Source organism: Clavibacter sp. CT19, assembly GCF_027858075.1.
Lineage (GTDB): Bacteria > Actinomycetota > Actinomycetes > Actinomycetales > Microbacteriaceae > Clavibacter > Clavibacter tessellarius_A.
In genome coordinates this window covers 56,095-77,097 of sequence record NZ_JAQHYR010000012.1, presented here as the reverse complement: position 1 = coordinate 77,097, position 21,003 = coordinate 56,095, and the positions used below count along the sequence as shown (strand labels likewise).

23 protein-coding genes are annotated in these 21,003 nt (G+C 71.9%); 3 read left to right on the top strand and 20 right to left on the bottom strand.

The window, feature by feature from the left end; genetic code table 11:
* Window positions 1-2: 2 nt before the first annotated feature.
* Window positions 3-1,853 carry a glutamine--fructose-6-phosphate transaminase (isomerizing) gene (glmS, locus tag PED38_RS14580; protein ID WP_270981781.1) on the bottom strand — a complete coding sequence of 617 codons (1,851 nt, stop codon included), beginning with the start codon at window positions 1,851-1,853 and terminating at the stop codon, window positions 3-5.
* A gap of 107 nt (window positions 1,854-1,960) precedes the next feature.
* Between glmS and coaA the strand changes: the two genes are divergently transcribed.
* Window positions 1,961-2,920: a type I pantothenate kinase gene (gene coaA, locus PED38_RS14575; protein ID WP_063070861.1), complete on the top strand. Its 960-nt coding sequence runs from the start codon at window positions 1,961-1,963 to the stop codon at window positions 2,918-2,920.
* A 1-nt stretch (window position 2,921) separates the two neighbouring features.
* Here the strand turns inward: coaA and PED38_RS14570 are convergent, their stop codons facing one another.
* Window positions 2,922-3,293: a hypothetical protein gene (locus tag PED38_RS14570; RefSeq protein ID WP_270981780.1), complete on the bottom strand. Its 372-nt coding sequence runs from the start codon at window positions 3,291-3,293 to the stop codon at window positions 2,922-2,924.
* 377 nt (window positions 3,294-3,670) lie between these two features.
* Here PED38_RS14570 and PED38_RS14565 point away from each other — a divergent pair, with 377 nt between their 5' ends.
* The gene (locus tag PED38_RS14565; protein WP_270981779.1) at window positions 3,671-3,904 is read left to right on the top strand and encodes a hypothetical protein; all 234 of its coding nucleotides are present in this window, start codon (window positions 3,671-3,673) and stop codon (window positions 3,902-3,904) included.
* Between the two features lie 78 nt (window positions 3,905-3,982).
* On the opposite strand, the gene glmM is transcribed toward PED38_RS14565, so the two are convergent.
* The 17 genes from glmM to PED38_RS14480 form a co-directional block, all read right to left on the bottom strand.
* Window positions 3,983-5,332: a phosphoglucosamine mutase gene (glmM, locus tag PED38_RS14560; RefSeq protein WP_063070818.1), complete on the bottom strand. Its 1,350-nt coding sequence runs from the start codon at window positions 5,330-5,332 to the stop codon at window positions 3,983-3,985.
* 23 nt (window positions 5,333-5,355) lie between these two features.
* Window positions 5,356-5,841: a 30S ribosomal protein S9 gene (gene rpsI, locus PED38_RS14555; RefSeq protein ID WP_043668864.1), complete on the bottom strand. Its 486-nt coding sequence runs from the start codon at window positions 5,839-5,841 to the stop codon at window positions 5,356-5,358.
* 50 nt (window positions 5,842-5,891) lie between these two features.
* On the bottom strand, window positions 5,892-6,338 hold the full coding sequence (gene rplM / locus PED38_RS14550; RefSeq protein ID WP_063070817.1) for a 50S ribosomal protein L13: 447 nt from the start codon (window positions 6,336-6,338) through the stop codon (window positions 5,892-5,894).
* A 150-nt stretch (window positions 6,339-6,488) separates the two neighbouring features.
* A complete protein-coding gene (locus PED38_RS14545; protein WP_270981778.1) occupies window positions 6,489-7,490 on the bottom strand; it encodes a tRNA pseudouridine synthase A in 1,002 nt (333 codons plus the stop codon).
* Entirely contained in the window at window positions 7,487-8,578 is a 1,092-nt protein-coding gene (locus PED38_RS14540) for a GNAT family N-acetyltransferase (RefSeq protein ID WP_254654465.1), read from the bottom strand. The genes PED38_RS14545 and PED38_RS14540 overlap by 4 nt, the downstream gene beginning before the upstream one ends.
* Before the next feature lie 142 nt (window positions 8,579-8,720).
* Window positions 8,721-9,269, bottom strand: a complete 549-nt coding sequence (gene rplQ, locus PED38_RS14535; RefSeq protein WP_270981777.1) for a 50S ribosomal protein L17 — start codon at window positions 9,267-9,269, stop codon at window positions 8,721-8,723.
* A gap of 50 nt (window positions 9,270-9,319) precedes the next feature.
* Entirely contained in the window at window positions 9,320-10,315 is a 996-nt protein-coding gene (locus PED38_RS14530) for a DNA-directed RNA polymerase subunit alpha (protein WP_063070814.1), read from the bottom strand.
* A 162-nt stretch (window positions 10,316-10,477) separates the two neighbouring features.
* Window positions 10,478-10,876, bottom strand: a complete 399-nt coding sequence (rpsK, locus tag PED38_RS14525; protein WP_012039274.1) for a 30S ribosomal protein S11 — start codon at window positions 10,874-10,876, stop codon at window positions 10,478-10,480.
* A gap of 44 nt (window positions 10,877-10,920) precedes the next feature.
* Window positions 10,921-11,295: a 30S ribosomal protein S13 gene (gene rpsM, locus PED38_RS14520; protein ID WP_063070813.1), complete on the bottom strand. Its 375-nt coding sequence runs from the start codon at window positions 11,293-11,295 to the stop codon at window positions 10,921-10,923.
* Between the two features lie 155 nt (window positions 11,296-11,450).
* Complete coding sequence (rpmJ, locus tag PED38_RS14515) at window positions 11,451-11,564, bottom strand: 50S ribosomal protein L36 (RefSeq protein WP_043668846.1); 114 nt, start codon at window positions 11,562-11,564, stop codon at window positions 11,451-11,453.
* A gap of 70 nt (window positions 11,565-11,634) precedes the next feature.
* The gene (gene infA / locus PED38_RS14510; RefSeq protein WP_012039277.1) at window positions 11,635-11,856 is read right to left on the bottom strand and encodes a translation initiation factor IF-1; all 222 of its coding nucleotides are present in this window, start codon (window positions 11,854-11,856) and stop codon (window positions 11,635-11,637) included.
* A gap of 287 nt (window positions 11,857-12,143) precedes the next feature.
* The gene (locus PED38_RS14505) at window positions 12,144-13,316 is read right to left on the bottom strand and encodes a mannitol-1-phosphate 5-dehydrogenase (RefSeq protein ID WP_063070811.1); all 1,173 of its coding nucleotides are present in this window, start codon (window positions 13,314-13,316) and stop codon (window positions 12,144-12,146) included.
* Complete coding sequence (locus PED38_RS14500; protein WP_063070810.1) at window positions 13,313-13,750, bottom strand: PTS sugar transporter subunit IIA; 438 nt, start codon at window positions 13,748-13,750, stop codon at window positions 13,313-13,315. The genes PED38_RS14505 and PED38_RS14500 overlap by 4 nt, the downstream gene beginning before the upstream one ends.
* 109 nt (window positions 13,751-13,859) lie before the next feature.
* Entirely contained in the window at window positions 13,860-15,395 is a 1,536-nt protein-coding gene (locus PED38_RS14495; RefSeq protein WP_063070809.1) for a PTS mannitol transporter subunit IICB, read from the bottom strand.
* 92 nt (window positions 15,396-15,487) lie between these two features.
* Window positions 15,488-17,158, bottom strand: coding sequence for a phosphoenolpyruvate--protein phosphotransferase (ptsP, locus tag PED38_RS14490; RefSeq protein ID WP_270981776.1), 1,671 nt, complete (start codon window positions 17,156-17,158; stop codon window positions 15,488-15,490).
* On the bottom strand, window positions 17,155-17,421 hold the full coding sequence (locus PED38_RS14485) for an HPr family phosphocarrier protein (RefSeq protein WP_012039282.1): 267 nt from the start codon (window positions 17,419-17,421) through the stop codon (window positions 17,155-17,157). Before PED38_RS14485 ends, ptsP begins: the two co-directional genes overlap by 4 nt.
* Before the next feature lie 129 nt (window positions 17,422-17,550).
* On the bottom strand, window positions 17,551-17,928 hold the full coding sequence (locus tag PED38_RS14480; protein WP_063070805.1) for a PTS sugar transporter subunit IIB: 378 nt from the start codon (window positions 17,926-17,928) through the stop codon (window positions 17,551-17,553).
* Between the two features lie 212 nt (window positions 17,929-18,140).
* On the opposite strand from PED38_RS14480, the gene PED38_RS14475 reads away from it, so the two are divergent.
* The gene (locus PED38_RS14475; RefSeq protein WP_270981804.1) at window positions 18,141-20,120 is read left to right on the top strand and encodes a BglG family transcription antiterminator; all 1,980 of its coding nucleotides are present in this window, start codon (window positions 18,141-18,143) and stop codon (window positions 20,118-20,120) included.
* A 43-nt stretch (window positions 20,121-20,163) separates the two neighbouring features.
* Here the strand turns inward: PED38_RS14475 and map are convergent, their stop codons facing one another.
* Window positions 20,164-21,000, bottom strand: a complete 837-nt coding sequence (map, locus tag PED38_RS14470) for a type I methionyl aminopeptidase (RefSeq protein WP_063070803.1) — start codon at window positions 20,998-21,000, stop codon at window positions 20,164-20,166.
* Window positions 21,001-21,003: the final 3 nt, after the last annotated feature.

Sequence of the window (21,003 nt, the reverse complement as noted above, 5' to 3'; positions counted from 1 at the left end):
GGTCACTCGACGGTGACGGACTTCGCGAGGTTGCGCGGCTGGTCGACGTCGAGGCCCTTGGCCGCCGCGAGCTCCATCGCGAAGATCTGGAGCGGCGTGACCGCGAGCAGCGGCTCGAACAGCGGCGCGGCGAGCGGGATCGGGATGACCTCGTCGGCGTGCGGGAGGACGAACGCGTCACCCTGCTCGGCGATCGCGATGACCCGGGCGCCGCGCGCGCGGATCTCCTCGATGTTGGAGATGACCTTCTTGTGCAGCGCGAGCTGGTGCACCGGGCTCGGGACGATGACGAACACGGGCTGGCCCGGCTCGATGAGCGCGATGGGCCCGTGCTTGAGCTCGCCCGCGGCGAAGCCCTCCGCGTGGATGTACGCGAGCTCCTTGAGCTTCAGCGCGCCCTCGAGCGCGACGGGGAAGCCCACGTTGCGACCGAGGAAGAGGACGGCGCGCGTGTCCGCCATCCACCCGGCGAGCTGGCTGATCTTCTCGCCCTGCTCCACGACGGCCTGGAGCTTCTCGGGGACCGCGAGCAGCTCCTCGGTGTTCTCGACGATCTCGTCGGCCGACAGCGTGCCGCGGATGCGCGCGAGGTGCAGGCCGAAGAGGTAGAGCGCGGCGACCTGCGCGACGAACGCCTTGGTCGACGCGACCGCCACCTCGGGACCGGCGTGCGTGTAGACGACCGCCTCGGACTCGCGCGGGATCGTGGCGCCCTGCGTGTTGCAGATGGACAGCACGCGCGCCCCGGCCTCGCGGGCGTAGCGGACGGCGAGCAGCGTGTCCATGGTCTCGCCGGACTGGCTGATGGAGATGACGAGCGTCGTGCTGTCGAGCACCGGGTCGCGGTAGCGGAACTCGTGCGCGAGCTCCACCTCGACGGGGACGCGGGCCCACTTCTCGATGGCGTACTTGCCGAGGATGCCGGAGTACGCGGCCGTGCCGCACGCGACGATGACGATGCGCGAGATGTCGGCGAGGTCGACCTCGCCGATCGCGTCGAGGTCGGGGAGCACGACGACGCCGTCGACGATGCGGCCGCGCAGCGTGTTCGCCACGGCGTCCGGGCCCTCGCTGATCTCCTTCGCCATGAAGCTCGACCAGCCGCCCTTCTCGGAGGCGGAGGCGTCCCAGGCGATCTCGAACTCGTGCGTCTCGACGGGCGCGCCGTGGAAGTCGGTGACCGTGACGGAGTCGGGTCGGATGGCGACCATCTGGTCCTGGCCGATGGCGACCGCGCGGCGCGTGAACTCCACGAAGGCCGCGACGTCGGATCCGAGGAAGTTCTCGCCCTCGCCCAGGCCGATGACGAGCGGCGAGTTGCGACGCGCGCCGACCACGAGGCCGGGCTGGTCGCGGTGCACCGCGAGGAGCGTGAACGCGCCCTCGAGGCGGCTCACGGTGTTGCGGAACGCCTGCTCGAGGTCGTGCGTGATGCCGTACTCGCGGCCGAGCAGCTGCGCGGCGACCTCGGTGTCGGTGTCGCTGTGGAACTCGTAGCCGTCCGCGAGGAGGTCGTCCTTGAGCTCCGCGAAGTTCTCGATGATGCCGTTGTGGATGAGGGCGAGCTTGCCGTCGTCGCCCAGGTGCGGGTGCGCGTTGCGGTCGGTCGGGCCGCCGTGGGTCGCCCAGCGGGTGTGGCCGATGCCGGTGGATCCGTTCGGCAGCGGCGACGCCTCGAGGTCCTCCAGGAGGCGGTCGAGCTTGCCGGCGCGCTTGCGGACGCCGAGCGTGCCGTCGGCGTCGAGGACCGCGACCCCCGCGGAGTCGTAACCCCGGTACTCGAGCCTCCGCAGCCCCCCGAGGAGCACCTCGAGGCTCTTGGACTCACCGACGTATCCCACGATTCCGCACATGGGGCACCACTTTAGTCGTCCGGATCGGGTTCCCCTGCGCGCCCGGCGCCGCGGCGCGCCCCCGCGGCCCGGACGCCGCCCGAGCCCCGCCGTAGGATGGGATCGCCATGCCAGACACCGCGACGGGACACCCGACGAGCCATGGCAACGTCTCCCCGTTCGTGGAGATCGCCCGGGCCGACTGGGCCGCCCTCGCCCCCGCCACGCACCTCCCGCTCCGGGAGACGGAGGTCGTGCAGCTGCGCGGGATCGGCGACCGGCTCGACATGCGCGAGGTCGGCGACGTCTACCTCCCGCTCAGCCGGCTGCTCAACCTCTACGTCTCCGGCACCAAGAAGCTCCACCGCGAGACGAGCGCGTTCCTCGGCGAGCGCGCCAAGAGCACGCCGTTCGTCATCGGCGTCGCGGGATCCGTGGCCGTCGGCAAGTCCACGGTCGCGCGCCTTCTGCGCGAGATGCTCGCCCGCTGGGACGACACCCCGCGCGTCGAGCTCGTGACCACCGACGGCTTCCTGCACCCGAACGCCGAGCTCGAGCGCCGCGGCCTCATGGAGCGGAAGGGCTTCCCGGAGTCGTACGACCGGCGTGCGCTGCTGCGGTTCGTCACGCAGGTGAAGAGCGGCGTCCCCGAGGTGCGCGCGCCGTTCTACTCGCACCTCGCCTACGACATCGTGCCGGGCGCCGAGGTCGTCGTGCGGCAGCCGGACGTGCTCATCATCGAGGGCCTGAACGTCCTGCAGCCCTCGGCCTCGGGCGCGAAGCTCGCCGTCAGCGACCTCTTCGACTTCTCCATCTACGTGGACGCCCGCACGCACGACATCGCGCAGTGGTACGAGGAGCGCTTCCTGAGCCTCCAACGCGGCGCCTTCAGCAACCCGCGCTCGTACTTCCACCGCTACGCCGACCTCAGCGTGGACGAGGCGGTGGCGCACGCGCGGCGGATCTGGTCGAGCATCAACGAGCCGAACCTCGAGCAGAACATCCGCCCGACCCGCTCGCGCGCGACGCTCGTGCTGCGCAAGGGCGCGGACCACTCCGTGACGAGCGTGGCGCTCCGCAAGCTCTGACCTACTCGCGGCCCCGCTGGTCGAGGATGTCGTCGACGTCGAGGCACGTGAACGACACGGACCAGCGGTCGCCGTCGCTCAGACGAAAGGCGCGCGTGAGGTCCACCTCGTAGGGCCATCGGAAGATCCAGTCGATGACGCCGGTGAGCGGCTCCCCGCCACCGCTCAGCACCCGTTCCGCGACGACACGATGCCCTCGACCGTCCTCCAGCGAGGGCAAGACCGCGACAGAGGTCGAACGCTCCGTCGCATGGGGGCCTTGTGGAGCGGTGGTCGTCTCCGCGCGGATGCAGACCCACGCTCCGGGTCGGGCATCCAGGGTCCGCAACCTGAGGTCAGGGGTGCGGCTCGTCGACCTGATGATGCAGAACACGCGACTCATTGCGTTATGCCGTCTGCATTATCAAAGTAATCCACGTTGTTCACATGAACGAACGCCTCTACTTCGAATAGGAGACCCGGGAAAGGGCAATACTGATTCGTACGAGTTCGCAATTCGGACCCGGACCCCGAGGCAGCTCCACAGTCTTGCCAAGCTCCATGGTCGATACGCCACTCGCAGGTCAGTGTCTTGTATGGGCCCACCGGCATACCACCCACTGTCGCCAGCCACGTGACCTGACCCGGCTGAATGTCGAGATTCGCTACCGGGTAGTAGCCGTCCGAGTCAGCGTGCACGGCCTCAGCTGAGGATGACGTCGCGGTTCGACCTCGGGATGCCAACCCAGGCTGATTACAGCGAAATTCCGCATGATCTCGAAGGCTCTGCTGCCGTTCGACTGGCAGCGGCGAGCCGTTCGCATCATCAAGATCAATGGCTTGACCAGCGCATATCTGGACGACGTTTCCGTCCCGTGCGTCCCCCGACGCGTCAGCGAACGCTGGGGACGGACTTGCCACCGCAATGACTACGGCTACGAGAATCGTGTTTCGCGCCAGGCGGTTCATGTTGTTCATAAAATGGCCCTCCTCGATCGAGGATGAGGACATGTCGGAGGAACTCGGTATACGCCGCCGACTTCCTCCACAGCAGCTGCCGTCAGGCGCAGCCGCGTGCGTCGATCAGATGGCGAGGCGCTCCGTGACGAGCGCGGCGAGCTGCTGCGCGTGACGCTCGGCGGTCACCTGGTCGGCGGCCTCCACCATCACGCGGATCATCGGCTCGGTGCCCGACGCGCGCAGGAGGATGCGCCCGGTGTCGCCGAGCTCCGCCTCCGCGCGCGCGACCGCGGCGGCGAGCTCCGCGTCGTCGCCCACGCGCTCGCGGTCGACGCCGCGGACGTTGATCATCACCTGCGGGTACACGGTCATGACGGACGCGAGCTCGCGGAGGGTCTTGCCCGTGGCCGCCATCTCGCCGAGCAGCTGGATGCCCGTGAGGATGCCGTCGCCGGTCGTCGCGTGCTCCGCGATGACGAGGTGGCCCGACTGCTCGCCGCCGAGGGAGTAGCCGCCCTCGTTCATGGCCTCGAGCACGTAGCGGTCGCCCACGCGCGTCTGCAGGACGGTGACGTCGTTCTCGGCCATGGCGATGCGGAGGCCGAGGTTGCTCATGACCGTGGCCACCAGCGTGCGCTCCGCGAGCAGTCCGCGGCGGGCCATGGAGAGCGCGAGGACGGCCATGATCTGGTCGCCGTCGATGATCTGGCCGGTGTGGTCGACCGCGAGGCAGCGGTCGGCGTCGCCGTCGTGCGCGATGCCCACGTCGGCGCCGTGCGCGAGGACGGCGTCCGCGAGCAGGTCGAGGTGCGTGGATCCGACCCGGTCGTTGATGTTCATGCCGTCGGGGTCGTTGCCGATGACGGTCACGCGGGCGCCCGCGTCCGTGAAGACCTCGGGGCTGATGCCCGCGGCGGCGCCGTGCGCGCAGTCGAGGACCACGTGGATCCCGTCGAGCCGGTGCTGCAGCGTGCCGAGCAGGTGGAGGACGTAGCGGTCCTCGGCGTCGGCGAAGCGGCGGATGCGGCCGACGTCGGCTCCCGTGGGGAGCAGGACGGGCTGGCTCAGCTGCGCCTCGATGCGGTCCTCGAGCTCGTCCGCGAGCTTGCGGCCGCCGGCGGCGAAGATCTTGATCCCGTTGTCGGGGGCGGGGTTGTGCGACGCGGAGATCATCACGCCGAAGTCGGCGTGGACGTCCGCGATGAGGTAGGCGGCGGCCGGCGTCGGGATGACCCCGGCGTCGAACACGTCGACGCCGGAGCTCGCGAGGCCGGCGGCCACGGCCGCCGCGATGAACTCGCCGGAGACGCGGGGATCCCGGGCGACGACCGCGGTGGGTCGTCGTCCGGAATCCCGCGCGTCCTGGCCGAGCACGTGCGCGGCGGCCTGGGCCAGGCGCAGGGCGAGGTCCGCGGTGATGGTCTCGCCGTTGGCGAGTCCGCGGACGCCGTCGGTGCCGAAGAGCCGGGGCATGGCTGCCGGTGTGCCCGAGCGCCTTAGCGCTTCGAGAACTGGGGCGCCTTGCGGGCCTTCTTGAGTCCGGCCTTCTTGCGCTCCTTGACGCGCGCGTCGCGGCTGAGGAAGCCGTTCTTCTTCAGCGTGGCGCGGTTGTTCTCCTCGTCGATCTCGTTGAGGGCCCGGGCGATGCCGAGGCGCAGCGCGCCGGCCTGGCCGGAGGGGCCGCCGCCGGAGATGCGCGCGACGACGTCGTAGCTGCCGAGCAGGTCGAGGACCTTGAACGGGTCGTTCACGAGCTGCTGGTGCAGCTTGTTGGGGAAGTAGTCCGCGAACTCACGGCCGTTGACCGTGATGGAGCCGGAGCCGGGGACGAGGCGCACGCGGGCGATGGCCTGCTTGCGTCGTCCGACGGCGCCGCCGGACACGTTGAGGACCGCGCGGGGGGCCTTGGGGGCCTCCTCGTTCGGGGTCTCGGTCGAGAAGCTCTCGGGAGCCACGTCGAGGGAGTCTGAGATCTGAGCCACTGGGTTCGATTCCTTCTGAGGTCTTTGGTCGTCGCTGTCGGCAGCCGGAGCTACTGAGCGACCTGGCCGAGGGTGTACGGGGTGGGCTGCTGAGCAGCGTGGGGGTGCTCGGGGCCCGCGTAGACCTTGAGCTTCTTCAGCTGCGCCGCACCCAGCGAGTTCTTCGGCAGCATGCCGCGGATGGCCTTCTCGACCGCGCGCGTGGGGTGCTTCTCGAGCATCTCGACGTAGGTGGTGGCCGTGAGGCCGCCCGGGTAGCCGGAGTGGCGGTAGGCCAGCTTCTTCTCGAGCTTCTGGCCCGTGAGCGCCACCTTCTCGGCGTTGACGATGATCACGAAGTCGCCCATGTCCATGTGCTGGGCGAAGGTGGCCTTGTGCTTGCCGCGCAGGAGCGCGGCGGCGTGGCTGGCGAGACGGCCGAGGACGATGTCCGTGGCGTCGATGACGACCCAGTCGTGCTGGACCTCACTGGCCTTGGGGGAATAGGTGCGCGTCATTGATCTGACTGCCTTCTTTTCGAGGTGAGATGGTCGTGGATCCCGCTCCGTGGGCGTTCTGACGAGAACGCATCCGGTGGAGGGCTCAACCTTGTACGTGCCGCACGCAGACGTGCAGACAACCGGTTCAGAGTACGCGATCGGAGCGGATCAGGCAATCCCGGGCGTGTCGCCGAACCGGGCGAGGGCGCGTGCGGCCCCCGCGGCGCCCTCCGCGGCCGGGTCCACCTCGTGCGCCCGGCGCCTGTTCCGGGTGATCGCGTTGCGCGCCTCGAGCTCGTCGTCGGCCGGATAGCCCACGCGCTCGAGCACGAGGCCGCGGGCGGGCATGACGCTGAACTCGCTGGTCCGCTCGCGGATCTCCAGCAGCTCCCGGAGCCGCGCGACCGTCGCGCGGCCGGATGCGGCGGCGACGCACGCGCCGACGAGCGCGCGCACCATGCTGTGGCAGAAGGCGTCCGCCCGCACGACGGCCTCGAGCGCGCCGTCGGGAGCGCGCGTCCAGGTGAGCTCCTGCAGCGTGCGGATGGTCGACGCCCCCTCGCGCGGCTTGCAGTAGGCCGCGAAGTCGTGGAGGCCGAGCAGCGCGTCGGCCGCCTGCTGGAGCACGGCCGCGTCGAGCTCCACCGGCACCTCGACCGTGCGGTGCCGCTGCAGCGGGTCGCGGGGGCCGGACGCGTCGGAGATCCGGTACCGGTAGGCGCGCCAGGTGGCGGAGAAGCGCGCGTCGAAGCCGGCCGGCGCCGGGGAGGAGCCGGTGACGACCACGTCGGAGCGCGCGCCGAGCACGCCGTTCATCCGCCGGGCGAGCGCGGCCGCCGCCCGCTCGGCGGAGGGGACGTGCCCCGCTCCCCCGGCGGGGCCGGCGGCCTCCCTCCCCCGCGGCGGGCGGTCGAGGGACGCGACCTGCGCGTCCGTCAGGTCGAGGTGCGCGACCTGGCCCGTGGCGTGCACCCCGGCGTCGGTCCGGCCCGCGACGACGAGCCCCGGCGCGGGCGGCGTGCGGGCGAGGAGCTGCGCGATCGCGTCCTCGAGCGCGCCCTGCACCGTCCGGAGGCCGGGTTGCTTCGCCCAGCCCGCGAAGCCCGTGCCGTCGTACGCGACGTCGAGGCGGATGCGCGCGCCGCCGGTCTCCGCCGCGTCCCCGGTCATCGGTCGGCGGATCCCCGCGGACGCGTCATGCCGACCTCGCGCTCGTACACGGCCGAGCGGCTCGCCTCCGTGAAGCCGAGGTGCTCGTACAGGCCGAGCGCGCCCGTGGGGCTGTCGGAGTCCACGTCGAGCACCGCGCGCTGGAGCCCCTCGGCGCGGAACCCCGCGAGCGCGGTGGAGAGCAGCGCCTGCGCGAGCCGACGTCCGCGGAACTCGCGGCGCACGCCGACGAGGGCGATGTACGCGGAGCTGTAGCCCGCGGCATCCCAGTTGTCCGGGTACACCTCGGCCAGCGCGAACCCGGCGACGACGGCGTCCTCGCCGTCCCCCGTCACCGCGATGACGGACAGGTCGTGGCGCGCGGTCGGCAGCGACGCGTACGCCTCCCAGCGCTCGACGCTGACGGGCTCGGAGCCCCAGTGGTCGCGGAACACCTCGTTCTTGGCGAGCCGCGTGCGCTCCGACCACTCGGGCGTGACGGGCACGAGCCGGAGCCCCTCGGGCGCGGCCACGTCGGGCAGCTCCTCGGCCAGGTCGCGGTGCATCTCGATGAAGTAGCGACCCGGCGTGAACCCGCGCGACTCGAGGAGCGCGACCGCGCCGGCGGAGTCCACCGACACCTCCGAGCCCATGCGCGTCGGCACGGGCTCCCGGACGTGCGGGGCCGGCTGCGCGGTCTCGAGGGTGCGCGTGGCGCGGGCGACCTGCCAGTCGAGCAGCCGACCGCCGATGCCGCGACGCCGGGCGTCGGGGCGGACGGATCCGGACACGTTCGCGCGGACGACGGCCTCGTCGTCCGGCTTCACGACGGCGACGCCCTCGGCCACGAGGCGCCCGTCGACGTCGACGGCCACGATCGTGTCCCGCGCGAGGTCGACGAAGGAGAAGCCCTGCGCCATCGCGATCTCCTCGCGGGTGGCGCGGTGCTCGGGGTGGTCGGCGTCGGCCACGTCGCCCATGAGCTCGACGAGCGCGTCGACGTCGTCCGGGGACATGGGGCGCCAGGTGATCCCGTCGGGCCCCTCGGGGAGCGGGACCGGCGCGGTGGAGGAGGGGGCGTCCGGCATGGTCGTGCTGCTGTCGGTCATGCTCCCAGGCTACCGGGGCCGGATCCGCGCCCCGCGGCCGGATCCGCCCTCCTCGCCTCCCGGGCGCCCCGGCGGCCCCGGACGCACGAGGACCCCCGTCGCGCAGGGCGACGGGGGTCCTCGTGTGGTGCGGTGGAGCGTCCTACTTGTCGGACTTCTCCGCGGCGTCGGCCTCGACCTCGGCGGCGGCCGCATCGGTCGACTCCTCGGCGGGAGCGTCGGTGTGCTCGACGGCGTCGGTCTCCTCGACCGGCACGTCGGACTCCTCGGCGACCGGCGCCGCGGCGGGAGCCGTCGCGGTCGCGGTGCGCGTGGAGCGGACCTTCGGGGTCACCGGCTCGAGCACGAGCTCGATCTGCACCATGGGGGCGTTGTCGCCCTTGCGGAAGCCGAGCTTCGTGATGCGGGTGTAGCCGCCGTCGCGCTCGGCGACGAGGGGCGCGATCTCCGTGAAGAGCTCGTGGACGACGCTCTTCGAGGGGATGATCCCCATGACGCGGCGACGGGCGTGCAGGTCGCCGCGCTTGGCGAAGGTCACCAGGCGCTCGGCGACGGGACGCAGGCGCTTGGCCTTCGTCTCGGTCGTCTTGATGGACTTGTGCTCGAAGAGGCTCTGGGCCAGGTTCGCGAGCATCAGGCGCTCGTGCGCCGGGCCGCCTCCGAGGCGGGGACCCTTGGTGGGCTTGGGCATGGTCTATGTCTCCGTAATGGTCGAAAGGAAGTCGGGCCGGGGCCGGACGATCAGGTGGTGGTGGTCTCGTCCTCGTCGTAGCTGTAGTAGTGCGCGCCATCGAAGCCGGGGACGGCGTCCTTCAGCGACAGACCCAGCTCGACCAGCTTGTCCTTGACCTCATCCACGGACTTCTGACCGAAGTTGCGGATGTTCATGAGCTGCGTCTCCGAGAGGGCGACGAGCTCGCTGACGTTGTTGATGCCCTCGCGCTTGAGGCAGTTGTACGACCGCACCGAGAGGTCGAGGTCCTCGATGGGCATCGACAGCTCGGAGCTGAGGACGGCGTCGACCGGCGCGGGGCCGATCTCGATGCCCTCGGCGGCCGAGTTGAGCTCGCGCGCCAGGCCGAAGAGCTCGGTGAGCGTGCGGCCGGCGGACGCGATGGCGTCGCGCGGCGTGATGGCCGACTTGGTCTCGACGTCGACCACGAGGCGGTCGAAGTCGGTGCGCTCGCCGGCGCGGGTGGCCTCGACGCGGTAGGTGACCTTGAGCACGGGCGAGTAGATCGAGTCGACCGGGATCTGGCCGGCCTCGCTGAACTCGCTGCGGTTCTGGGTCGCCGAGACGTAGCCGCGGCCGCGCTCGATCGTCAGCTCCAGCTCGAACTTCGCCTTCTCGTTGAGCGTGGCGATGACGAGCTCGGGGTTGTGGATCTCGACGCCCGCGGGAGCGGAGATGTCGGCGGCCGTGACCTGGCCCGCACCCTGCTTGCGCAGGTACGCGGTGATCGGCTCGTCGTGCTCGCTGGAGACGACGAGGCCCTTGATGTTGAGGATGATCTCGGTCACGTCCTCCTTCACGCCGGGGACGGTGCTGAACTCGTGCAGCACCCCGTCGATCCGGATGCTGGTGACGGCCGCGCCGGGGATGGACGACAGGAGGGTGCGGCGGAGGGAGTTGCCGAGCGTGTAGCCGAAGCCGGGCTCCAGCGGCTCGATGACGAACCGCGAGCGGAACTCCGAGATGGTCTCCTCGGTGAGCGTGGGGCGCTGTGCAATGAGCACTGTGTTGTTTCCTTTCGGCGAGGCGTCCGCTATATGACGTCTGCGATGCCCCCCGGGTGGCGGCCCGGGCGGGTGGTGGAGGTGGTCGAACGGACACACGGCGGATCGGCCGACGCCGTCCCCTCCTGGTGGAGCGGGACGGCAGCGGCCGATCAGCGCGAGCTAGACGCGGCGGCGCTTGGGGGGACGGCAGCCGTTGTGCGCCTGCGGGGTGACGTCGTTGATCGAGCCCACCTCGAGGCCGGCGGCCTGGAGCGAGCGGATCGCGGTCTCGCGGCCGGAGCCCGGTCCCTTGACGAACACGTCGACCTTCTTCATGCCGTGCTCCTGCGCCTGGCGGGCGGCCGACTCGGCGGCGAGCTGCGCGGCGAACGGCGTGGACTTGCGCGAGCCGTTGTAGCCCACGACGCCCGACGACGCCCAGCTGATGACGGCACCGGTGGGGTCCGTGATCGAGACGATGGTGTTGTTGAAGGTGCTCTTGATGTGGGCCTGGCCCACGGCGATGTTCTTCTTGTCCTTGCGGCGCGGCTTGCGAACAGCCGACTTGGGTGCTGCCATGGAATTCTCCTGAATCTACGGGTGGCGAGGCGCGGGCCGGAGGCCTAGCGCGCCTTCTTCTTGCCGGCTACGGTGCGCTTCGGGCCCTTGCGGGTGCGAGCGTTGGTCTTCGTGCGCTGCCCGTGGACAGGGAGGCCGCGGCGGTGGCGGATGCCCTCGTAGCTGCCGATCTCGACCTTGCGGCGGATGTCGGCGGCGACCTCGCGGCGGAGGTCTCCCTCCACCTTGAAGTTGCCCTCGATGTAGTCGCGGAGCGCGATGAGCTGGTCGTCGCTGAGGTCCTTGACGCGGATGTTCTTGTCGATGCCGGTGTCCGCGAGCGTCTTGACGCTCGAGGTGCGGCCGACGCCGTAGATGTACGTGAGTGCGATCTCGACGCGCTTGTCGCGCGGGAGGTCGACGCCTGCTAGACGTGCCATTGAGGCTTCTCCTGGTGGTGGATGGAGGTCTGCAGCAGAGCCTGTGCATCGGCCTCCGACCGATGGTGTCCCCCGGACCCTCGCGGGTCCCGGCTTCCGGCGCTGCTGTCGTGCTTCTTATGGGTGGTGCGGGTGGTGCCGTGCGATGGGTCTGATCAGCCCTGGCGCTGCTTGTGGCGTGGGTTCTCGCAGATGACCATCACGTTGCCGCTGCGTCGGATGACCTTGCACTTCTCGCAGATCGGCTTGACGCTCGGGTTGACCTTCATGACGCTTCCTTATGTGTTCTTCGCTGGCCTCGTACCCCGCGGATGCGGGGCCGTTCCTTGTGCAGCAGGCCTACTTGTAGCGGTAGACGATCCGGCCGCGCGTGAGGTCGTACGGGCTCAGCTCCACGATCACGCGGTCCTCGGGGAGGATGCGGATGTAGTGCTGACGCATCTTGCCCGAGATGTGGGCGAGGACCTTGTGCCCGTTGCTCAGCTCAACGCGGAACATCGCGTTCGGCAGAGCTTCGACAACTCCGCCTTCGATCTCGATGACGCCGTCTTTCTTGGCCATATACTCACTGTCGCTAGAGGTGGTGTCTGCTGGTCGTGCGGATGCGCATCAGGTGGAGCGCGCATGGTGGGGACGGCTCGCCGGGAGGCGGCCGCGCACCAAGGGTCGAGAGTACGGCATCCCCGGGCGTGTCGCAATTCTCCCCGCGTGTCGCGGTCGGATCCGCGGATCCTGCGCTAGCGGCGGCGCCTGCGCCCACGGAGCGCCACCGCCGTCGGGAGCATGCGCACGGGCCGGGCGGTCGCCCGCCCGGCCCGTGCCCATGCCGTCGTGCGGCTCCCGCCCGGCTACTCCGCGCGGTGGCGCGGCGCGCTGCGGCGGTCGGCCTGGGCGGCGTCCACCACGGCGACCAGGTCCGCGGTGAGCGGGTGCACGTCGTCGAGCCCGGTGACGCGTCGGACGAGGTCGGCCGCGGTGTCCGTCTGCAGGAGCTCCTGGAGCTCGAGCGCCTGCGGGTCGCCCGCGGGGTCGAAGCGGAGCGCCTGGCCCATCGCCCGGACGAGCGCCTCGTGCGGCAGGCCGCGCTCGGCGAGCTGCGACGCGGGACCCACGAAGCGCTCCTCGCGGGAGAGCTTGCGCAGCGGCTGGCGGCCGACGCGCTCGACCGTGTCGGCGAGGGCGGCGTTGGCGAAGCGCGCGAGGTTCTTCTCGCGGTACGCCGCCTGCTCGGCCTCGTCGAGCCCGTGCTTGGCGACCAGCAGCGCGCTGGTCTCCTCCAGGACCTGGCGGACCTCGTCGGCGACCTCGGGGATCGCCATCGCGTCCGACTGGCTCACGGCGCCGCGCGCGTAGCCGTGGTACGCCACGGTCGCGTGCCCGGTGTTCACCGTGAAGAGCTTCCGCTCGATGTAGGGCGCGAGGTCGTCGACGAACGTGGCGCCCGCGATCTCCGGGACGGCGTCGCCGAACGGGCCGCGCTCCACGACCCACTCCGAGAAGTCCTCGACGGTGACGTCGAGGCCCGCGGCGGGGTCCTGGTTCGGCACGATGCGGTCGACGGCCGTGTTCGCGAAGATCGCGCGGCCGATCGCGTCGGGCTCGTCGACGAGGGCCGCCCGGATCTCGGCGCGGAGCGCGTCCGTGGCGTTGATCGCGTTCTCGCACGCCATGACGGCGACGGGACCGAGGTCGGCCGAGCGCGCGCGGAGGCCGGCGGCGATGGCCGGGGCGACGAAGCGGAGGATGTTCGGCCCCACGGCCGTGGTGACGACGTCCGCGGTCGCGAGCTCGGCGATGAGCGCCTCGCCGTCGGCGGCGCTGTCGATCGCGCGGAAGCCCGTCACGGTCCAGTCGCGCGCATGCGGCCCGACCTCGGTGACGCGGTACGAGTCCGCGGCGGCGAGGTGCCCGATGAGCTCGGCGTTGACGTCGGCGAAGACGACCTCGTACCCGGCCTCGTGCAGGATCAGCCCCACGAAGCCGCGCCCGATGTTGCCGGCGCCGAAGTGGACGGCCTTCACGCCTCGTTCACCTCGGCCAGGAGCGCGTACAGCGCGGCGGCGTCGGGGGCGTCGAGGAGCTTCTGCACCTCGTCGTCGTCGCTGAAGATGATGGCGATCTTGCTGAGGATGTCGAGGTGCCCGTTGTCCTTGCCGGCGATGCCGACGACGAACCGGACCTCGTTGCCCGCCCAGTCGATGGGGGCGTCGTAGCGGACGAAGGAGAGGGCGGAGTCGAGGATCGTGTCCTTGCCCTCGTTGGTGCCGTGCGGGATGGCGAGCAGGTTGCCCATGTAGGTCGAGACGCTCTTCTCGCGCTCGAGCATGTAGCCCTGGTACTCGGGGGTGACGGCGCCCGCGGCGACGAGGATGCCCGCCGCCTCGGCGATGGCCTCCTCCACGCTCGCGGCGGTGCCGCCGACGCGGATCTGGGCGGGTTCGAGGACGTTCGACATGGTGCTCCTGACGTGTGTGCGTGGTGCGGGGCCGGACCGCGCCTTCCAGCCTGGCCCGGCCCCGCGATTGCGGTGGTGCGGGATCCGCCGCGGGGGCGGACCCGGGTGATCAGCTGTCCGAGCGCTGCCTCTGGACCAGCTCCACGATCTCGTCGTAGCGCGGCGAGTTCATGAAGCTGTCGACCGAGACGTGCTCCGAGGCCGGGCTCTTCTCGCGGGCCCGGTCGGTGAGCTCGCGCTGCGTGATCACGAGGTCGGCCGTGCCGTCGAGGGCCGCGATCGACTTGTTGACGACGGTGACGTCGGTGACGCCGGCCTTCTTCATCTTGTTGCGGAGGACCGAGGCGCCCATGGCGGACGAGCCCATGCCGGCGTCGCAGGCGAAGACGATGTCCTGGATGCGGGTGGCCGTGGCCGTGCCGCCGTCCGTGCCCGCGCCCGTGGCCGTGGCGCCGTCGGCGAGGCCGCCGACCGTGCCCGCGGTGCCGGTCTCGGCGCCGAGACCCGAGAGGATCGAGGACTCCGTGCCCTTGTTGGCCTGCGTCGCGGCGACCGCGGCGCCGAAGTCGCCCTCGGACTTCTTGCCGGTGCGGAGGATGACCGCGGCGACGACGAAGGTGACGGCCGCGGAGATGAGCACCGAGAGGATCACGCCGAGGAAGCTGTTGCGCTCGGTCTGGCCGAGCACGGCGATGATGCTGCCGGGCGAGGCCGGGCCGCGGAGGCCGGAGCCGAACGCGACGTTGGTCGCGACGCCGGACGCGCCACCCGCGATGACCGCGAGGAACAGGAGCGGCTTGGAGAGCACGTACGGGAAGTAGATCTCGTGGATGCCGCCGACGAACTGGATGAGGATCGCGCCGGGGGCCGTGCTGCGGGCGACGCCCGCGCCGAAGATCGTGAACGCGAGGAGCACGCCGAGGCCGGGGCCGGGGTTCGCCTCGAGCAGGAACAGGATGCTCTTGCCGGTGCGGGTCGCCTCCTCGGTGCCGAGCGGCGTGAGGATGCCCTGGTTGATGGCGTTGTTGAGGAACAGCACCTTCGCCGGCTCGATGACGATGCTCGTGAGGGGCAGCAGGTGGTTGTCCACGAGGAAGCCGACGCCACCGCCGAGCACCGACGTGATGCCGCGGATCACCGGGGTGAGGCCGAAGTACGCGCCGATCGCGAAGATCGCGCCGAGGATGCCGGCGGAGAAGTTGTTGACGAGCATCTCGAAGCCGGGGCGGATCCGGTCGATCCAGAGCCGCTCGATGACCTTGAGCAGGTACGCCGCGAGCGGGCCCGTGATCATGGCGCCGAGGAACATCGGGCTGCCGCCGTCGAAGTACGGGGTGCCGATGGTGCCGGCGATGACGCCCATGGTCGCGATGCTCGCCACGACGCCGCCGCGCGCGTCGTAGACCATGCGGCCTCCGGTGTTCGCGATGAGCAGCGGGAGGAGGAAGAACAGCACCGGGTTCACCAGGCTGGCGAGCTCCGCGTTGGGCAGGTAGCCGTCCTTGATGAACAGGGCCGTGAGCAGGCCCCAGGCGATGAACGCCGCGATGTTCGGCATGATCATGCCGCTGAGGAACGTGCCGAACTTCTGCACGCCGATCCGCACGGACTGTCCCGTGCTGCGGGTGGGTGACGTCGTCGTCATGGGGGTGGTGCTCCTGTTCGTGGTGGTGGCGGGCCTGCGGTCGGCTCGCCTGCTGCGGTGGTGGTGGGGGATCTGTGCGGTGAGGGGGCGGGTCAGACGGTGACGGGCGCCGACGCCGCGGTGACCGCGGCACGCGCCTCGACGGCGCTGTCGGCGGCGAGGGCGACGGCGGCCAGGGCCTCCGCCTCCTCGCGCGAGTGGAGGGCGAGCTCGGCGCGCACGTCGGCGAGGGCCGCTGGCGACATCGAGAGGCTGGTGGCGCCGAGGCCGACCAGCACGACGGCGAGCAGCGGGTCGGCCGCGGCCTCGCCGCAGATCCCCACAGGCTTGCCGAGCGCGCGGCCGGCGGCGCCGACCTCCTGCACGAGGCGGAGGACGGCGGGGTGCCACGGGTCCTGGAACGCGGCCACGGATCCCAGCAGCCGGTCGGCCGCGAGCGTGTACTGCGTGAGGTCGTTGGTGCCGATGCTCGCGAAGTCGGCGACGCCGAGGATCCGGTCGGCCAGGAGCGCGGAGGACGGGACCTCCACCATCACGCCGACGGTCTTCAGCCCGAGCTCGCGGCCGAGGGCCGAGAAGTAGCGCGCCTCCTCCACGGTCGAGACCATGGGCGCCATGACCCACAGGTCGGCCTCGGTGGCGGCGTCGGCCTGCGCGAGCGCGGTGAGCTGGTCGCGGAGGATCTGCTCGTTCGCCCTGAGCGCGCGGAGGCCGCGGAGCCCGAGGGCCGGGTTCTCCTCGTCGGCGTCGTTGAGGAAGGCGAGCGGCTTGTCGGCGCCGGCGTCGAGCGCCCGCACCACGACCTTCCGGCCGGGGAACGCCTGGAGCAGGCGCGTGTAGTGCTCCTGCTGCTCGGCGACGGTCGGCGCGCTCGTGGCGTCGAGGAAGAGGAACTCGGTGCGGAAGAGGCCGACGCCCTCGGCGCCCTTCTCGACCGCGTCGGCCGCGCCGTCGGCGGATCCGAGGTTCGCGAGCAGCGGGATCGTCGTGCCGTCGGAGAGCGCGCCGGGGCCGGTGGGCACGGCGACGCGGGCGCCGCGGGCCGCGATGGCGTCACGCGCGGCGGACTCCTCCTCGGGCGTCGGGTCCACGGTGACGGCGCCGGTGAGGGCGTCGACCACGACGGTCTGGCCGTCGGCGAGCTCGGCCGCGGCCGCGACGCCGACGACCGCGACGATCGCCTTCTCGCGGGCGAGGATCGCCGTGTGCGAGGTGGGGCCGCCGTCGGTCGTGATGAGCGCGAGCACCTTGTCGAGGTCGAGGAGGGCGGTGTCGGCGGGCGCGAGGTCGCGGGCGACGAGCACGAAGGCGTGGTCGGGATCCGGCACGCCCGGGGCGGCGACGCCCTGCAGGTGCGCGACGACGCGCTGCGAGACGTCGTCGAGGTCGGTAGCGCGCTCGCCCATGTAGCCGCCCATGCTGAGGAGCAGGTCGCGGAAGCCCGCGAACGCCTCGTGCACGGCGCGCTCGGCGGTGCGGCCGGTCGCGAGGCGCGCGGTGATGTCGTCGACGAGCGTCGGGTCCTCCGCCATGAAGGCCTGCGCCTCGAGCACGTCCTTCGCAGCGCCGCCGGCCTTCTCGCCGCGGATGCGGATGTCGGCGGCGACCGCGGCGAGCGACGCGCTCACGCGGATGCGCTCCTCGTCGGCGGTCAGGGTGCTCGCGGTGTCGGCGGGCTCGGGGAGCGGGTCGGGCATCCGGATGACAGGGCCGACGGCGGATCCCCGGCCGATGCCGATGCCGTTCAGGCTGCGGGAGCTCATGCGGCGTCCAGGTCGGACTCGAGGAGCGTGGCGAGATCGGTGACGACCTGCTCGGCGTTCTCGCCCTCGGCGGAGACGACGACCTCGTCGCCCGTGTCGACGCCCAGCGAGATCACGCCGAGGATGCTGGCGGCGTTGACGCTGCGGTCGCCCTTGGCGAGCTGCACGGGGATCCCGGCCTTCGCGGCGGCCTGCGTGAACAGCGAGGCGGGGCGGGCGTGCAGCCCGTGCGACGAGGCGATGGTGACGGTGCGTTCTGCCATGGTGGCTCCTTCGATCGGCCCCGTCGGCGGGGCCCTGGTGGGCGGTGGTCGTGCGGTGTCGCTGTCGTGCGGGGGGGGATCGGGTGGTGTCGGCGCGGGCGCCGGTGGTCGCGGAGGCGGGCGGGTCGGTCAGGCGGGGTGCGACGCTCCCCCGACGGGACGGCCCGGCGCGGCGCCCAGCCCCATCGCGCGGCCGCCGGCGCGCATGGCGGCGAGGGCCCGGTCGAGGGCGGCGCGGGCGCCCTCGGGACGCGAGGCGGCCGCGTCGAGGAGCACGGCGGTCGCGCCCTCGTCGGCGGCGGCCCGGCGCACGAGGTCGATCCGGTCGGCGAGGTGGGCGCCGAGGAGGACGACGTCCATGCCCGCGGCGTCGAGGCGCACGTCCGCGACGGATCCCGCGACGGCCTCGATCTCGAGCCCGTCGGCCTCGGCGAGGGAGCGGAGGCGGTGGGCGAGGAAGGTGCTGGATGCGCCGGAGCCGCAGACGACGAGGATCCTCCCGGTCATGCTGTGCCTCCTCGCGTCGTCGCTGGTCGTCCCATCGTGCTCCGCGGCGGGGGCGCGCCACCAGCAGATCCGCTTCCGCCCGGTAGGAAGACCGGTGGCGGGGCGGCCGCGAGGACCGCCCTCGGCACCCGGGGATGGTTGACTCGACCGTGCACGCGAGCCGCGCCCGTCCCCTCGATCCCGGGATCCGCCCGGCCGCGGGGAGGACGCGCATGCTCAGCGACAACCAGGAGAGGCTGCTGGACTACCTGTCCACGGCGGATCGCTGGGTCGAGGCCGGGGAGCTCGCCGACCGGCTGGGCGTCACCACCCGCAGCGTCCGGAGCTACGTGGCCGCGGTGCGCGAGCGCTCGGAGGTGGCGATCGCCTCCTCCCCCGACGGCTACCGCATCGACGCCGGCAGCTACGCCCGGCACCGGGGCAGCCGCGCGTCGGGCGACGCGCAGGGCACGCCGCGCGACCGGCTGCACGCGCTCGTGCGCCGCCTGGGCGACGCCCCCGCCGGCCTCGACGTCTTCGCGCTGGCCGACGAGCTGCACGTGAGCGAGTCCACGATCGAGGCCGACCTCCGCAAGGTGCGCGCCCTCGTGGAGGACGCCGGGCTCGCGCTCCGTCGCACCGGATCCCAGGTCGTGCTCGCGGGGTCCGAGCGCGACTTCCGGCGGCTGCTGTCGCGCATGTTCCGCGACGAGAGCGCGCAGGGGTTCCTGCCGCTCGAGAGCGTGCAGCGCGAGTTCGCCTCCGACTCGCTGCGCGCCTTCAAGACCGACCTCATCCGCGAGCTCACGGAGCGCGGCTTCTTCGTCAACGAGTACGGCGTCGACAACGTGCTGCTGCACGTCGCGATCGCGGTGGACCGGCTGGCACGGGCGCCGCGGCGGGCGCACGCGGAACCGGCCGGCGCGGTGTCCGACGCCGAGGCAGTCGACGTGGACGCGGACGCGGCCGACGCAGGCTCCCCCGCCGCGGATCCCACGGCCCTCGCGATCCGCGGCGTGCTCGCCCGGCTCCTCGGCGCCCACTTCGACGTGCCCGTCCCCGCGGGCGACGTCGCCTACCTCGCGCTCCTCGTCCGCACGCGCGTCGTCACGCCCGGGAACGAGCAGCCCCTCGCCACCGTGATGCGCGACCACGTGGTCGAGAGCGACCTCGACGTGGTGCGCGCCATCGTGCGCCGCGTGAAGCAGGAGTACCTGGTCGACCTCGAGGACGAGGACTTCACGGTGCGCTTCTCGCTGCACCTCGGCAACCTCGTCGCCCGCGCCGCCGACCGCTCGTTCTCGCGCAACCCGCTCGCCCGGTCCATCAAGACGTCCTACCCGATGACCTACGAGATCGCGGTCTTCATCGCGAGCGAGGTGCAGCGGCGCCGGGGCATCGCGATCAACGACGACGAGATCGCCTACATCGCGCTGCACGTGGGCTCGCACCGGGAGCGCGTCGCCCGCCGCGACGACCGGGTCGCGTGCGCGCTCGTCTGCCCGAACTACTACGACCTGCACCAGATCATGCGCTCGCGGATCGAGCAGGCGCTCGGCGCGGACATCAGCGTGGACGCGGTGATCACGCGCACCGACGCGGACGCCGACGCGCTCGGGGTCGACCTCGTCATCGACGCCACGGGATCCCGCCCGCCCGGCGACGCCGTCGTGGTGGTGCAGCCGCTGCCGACGCCCGACGACATCGAGGCGATCCGCCGGGCCGTCGCGCGCGTCCGCCGGCTCGCGCGTCGCAGCGCGATGAAGCACGACCTGCTGCGCTTCCTCGACGAGTCGCTCTTCTTCCGCGACCTGCACGCCCCCGACGAGGAGGCGATGATCCGGCTGCTCGGCGGGCGGATGGTCGAGCAGGGCATCATCGAGCCCGAGTACATCGAGGGCGCGATCGAGCGCGAGCGGCTCTCGTCCACGGCCTTCACCGACACGCTCGCCGTGCCGCACTCGCTCGCCATGACCGCCCACCGCACGGCCATCGCCATCGTCGTCAACGACGAGGCGATGCAGTGGGGCGGCAACCGCGTGCACGTGGTCGCGCTCGTGGCCTTCAGCGCGAGCGGGCGCTCGAGCTTCCAGCACGTCTTCGACCAGTTCGTCGAGGTCTTCTCCGACCACCGGGACGTGCAGGCGATCATGCGGGCGTCCGGGTCGCACGGCTCCTTCATCGAGGAGCTCGTGCACGTCATGGACACCTGAGCGGGCGGAGCGGGGGCCCGCCGACGGTCAGCGGATCAGCGTGTCAGGGGGCGACGGGCGTGACGCCGAGCGGCACGAGGCGTGAGGCGCCGCCGTCCGCGAGCGTGAGCACCCAGATGCCGCGCGCGTGCACCGCGACCGAGTGCTCCCAGTGCGACGCCATGCTGCCGTCGACGGTCGCGACGGTCCAGTCGTCGTCGAGCACGCGCGTCTCCGCCTCGCCGTCGGTGATCATGGGCTCGATCGCGACGACGAGCCCCGGCTTCACCGCGGGGCCCTTGCCCCGCACGCGGTAGTTGAACACCGGCGGATCCTCGTGCATGCTGCGGCCGATGCCGTGCCCCGTGTAGTCCATGACGATGCCGAAGGAGCCGGCCGCCTCCACGCTCTCCTCGACGGCCTCGCCCACCTCGTTGAGGTGCGACGCGGTCGCGAGCCGGGCGATGCCGGCCCACAGGGAGTCCTCGGTGACGCGGGACAGGCGCTCGCGCGCCTCCACGACATCCGGGTTCGCGGGGTCCGGCACGACCACGGTCATCGCCGAGTCGCCGTTCCAGCCGTCGATCTCCGCGCCGCTGTCCACCGAGACGATGTCGCCGGGCTGCAGCACGCGGTCGCCCGGGATGCCGTGCACGACCTCGTCGTTCACGGAGACGCACACCGTGTGGCGGTACCCGGGCACGAGCTGGAAGTTCGAGTGCCCGCCGAGCGCGCGGATGGCGGCGTCGGCGGCCGCGTCGAGCTCGCCCGTGGTGACGCCCGGCGCGATGAGCCCGCGCACGGCGTCGAGCGACGCGGCGGTCGCGAGGCCCGGAGCGACCATGCGGCGGATCTCGTCCGGCGTCTTGTAGATGCCGGGCGTGCGGCGGAGCGCTCCCACGGT

What these genes read in the sequence shown, in the direction of transcription:
- PED38_RS14480 (WP_063070805.1), bottom strand. Translation starts at nt 17,928, where the DNA reads ATGACCGGGAGGATCCTCGTCGTCTGCGGCTCCGGCGCATCCAGCACC.
- rpsM (WP_063070813.1), bottom strand. Translation starts at nt 11,295, where the DNA reads ATGGCACGTCTAGCAGGCGTCGACCTCCCGCGCGACAAGCGCGTCGAG.
- glmM (WP_063070818.1), bottom strand. Translation starts at nt 5,332, where the DNA reads ATGCCCCGGCTCTTCGGCACCGACGGCGTCCGCGGACTCGCCAACGGC.
- PED38_RS14500 (WP_063070810.1), bottom strand. Translation starts at nt 13,750, where the DNA reads ATGTCGAACGTCCTCGAACCCGCCCAGATCCGCGTCGGCGGCACCGCC.
- PED38_RS14540 (WP_254654465.1), bottom strand. Translation starts at nt 8,578, where the DNA reads ATGACCGACAGCAGCACGACCATGCCGGACGCCCCCTCCTCCACCGCG.
- PED38_RS14475 (WP_270981804.1), top strand. Translation starts at nt 18,141, where the DNA reads ATGCTCAGCGACAACCAGGAGAGGCTGCTGGACTACCTGTCCACGGCG.
- rpsK (WP_012039274.1), bottom strand. Translation starts at nt 10,876, where the DNA reads ATGGCAGCACCCAAGTCGGCTGTTCGCAAGCCGCGCCGCAAGGACAAG.
- PED38_RS14545 (WP_270981778.1), bottom strand. Translation starts at nt 7,490, where the DNA reads ATGACCGGGGACGCGGCGGAGACCGGCGGCGCGCGCATCCGCCTCGAC.
- ptsP (WP_270981776.1), bottom strand. Translation starts at nt 17,158, where the DNA reads ATGAGCTCCCGCAGCCTGAACGGCATCGGCATCGGCCGGGGATCCGCC.
- infA (WP_012039277.1), bottom strand. Translation starts at nt 11,856, where the DNA reads ATGGCCAAGAAAGACGGCGTCATCGAGATCGAAGGCGGAGTTGTCGAA.
- rplM (WP_063070817.1), bottom strand. Translation starts at nt 6,338, where the DNA reads ATGACGCGCACCTATTCCCCCAAGGCCAGTGAGGTCCAGCACGACTGG.
- coaA (WP_063070861.1), top strand. Translation starts at nt 1,961, where the DNA reads ATGCCAGACACCGCGACGGGACACCCGACGAGCCATGGCAACGTCTCC.
- rplQ (WP_270981777.1), bottom strand. Translation starts at nt 9,269, where the DNA reads ATGCCCAAGCCCACCAAGGGTCCCCGCCTCGGAGGCGGCCCGGCGCAC.
- PED38_RS14485 (WP_012039282.1), bottom strand. Translation starts at nt 17,421, where the DNA reads ATGGCAGAACGCACCGTCACCATCGCCTCGTCGCACGGGCTGCACGCC.
- PED38_RS14495 (WP_063070809.1), bottom strand. Translation starts at nt 15,395, where the DNA reads ATGACGACGACGTCACCCACCCGCAGCACGGGACAGTCCGTGCGGATC.
- glmS (WP_270981781.1), bottom strand. Translation starts at nt 1,853, where the DNA reads ATGTGCGGAATCGTGGGATACGTCGGTGAGTCCAAGAGCCTCGAGGTG.
- rpmJ (WP_043668846.1), bottom strand. Translation starts at nt 11,564, where the DNA reads ATGAAGGTCAACCCGAGCGTCAAGCCGATCTGCGAGAAGTGCAAGGTC.
- PED38_RS14565 (WP_270981779.1), top strand. Translation starts at nt 3,671, where the DNA reads ATGATCTCGAAGGCTCTGCTGCCGTTCGACTGGCAGCGGCGAGCCGTT.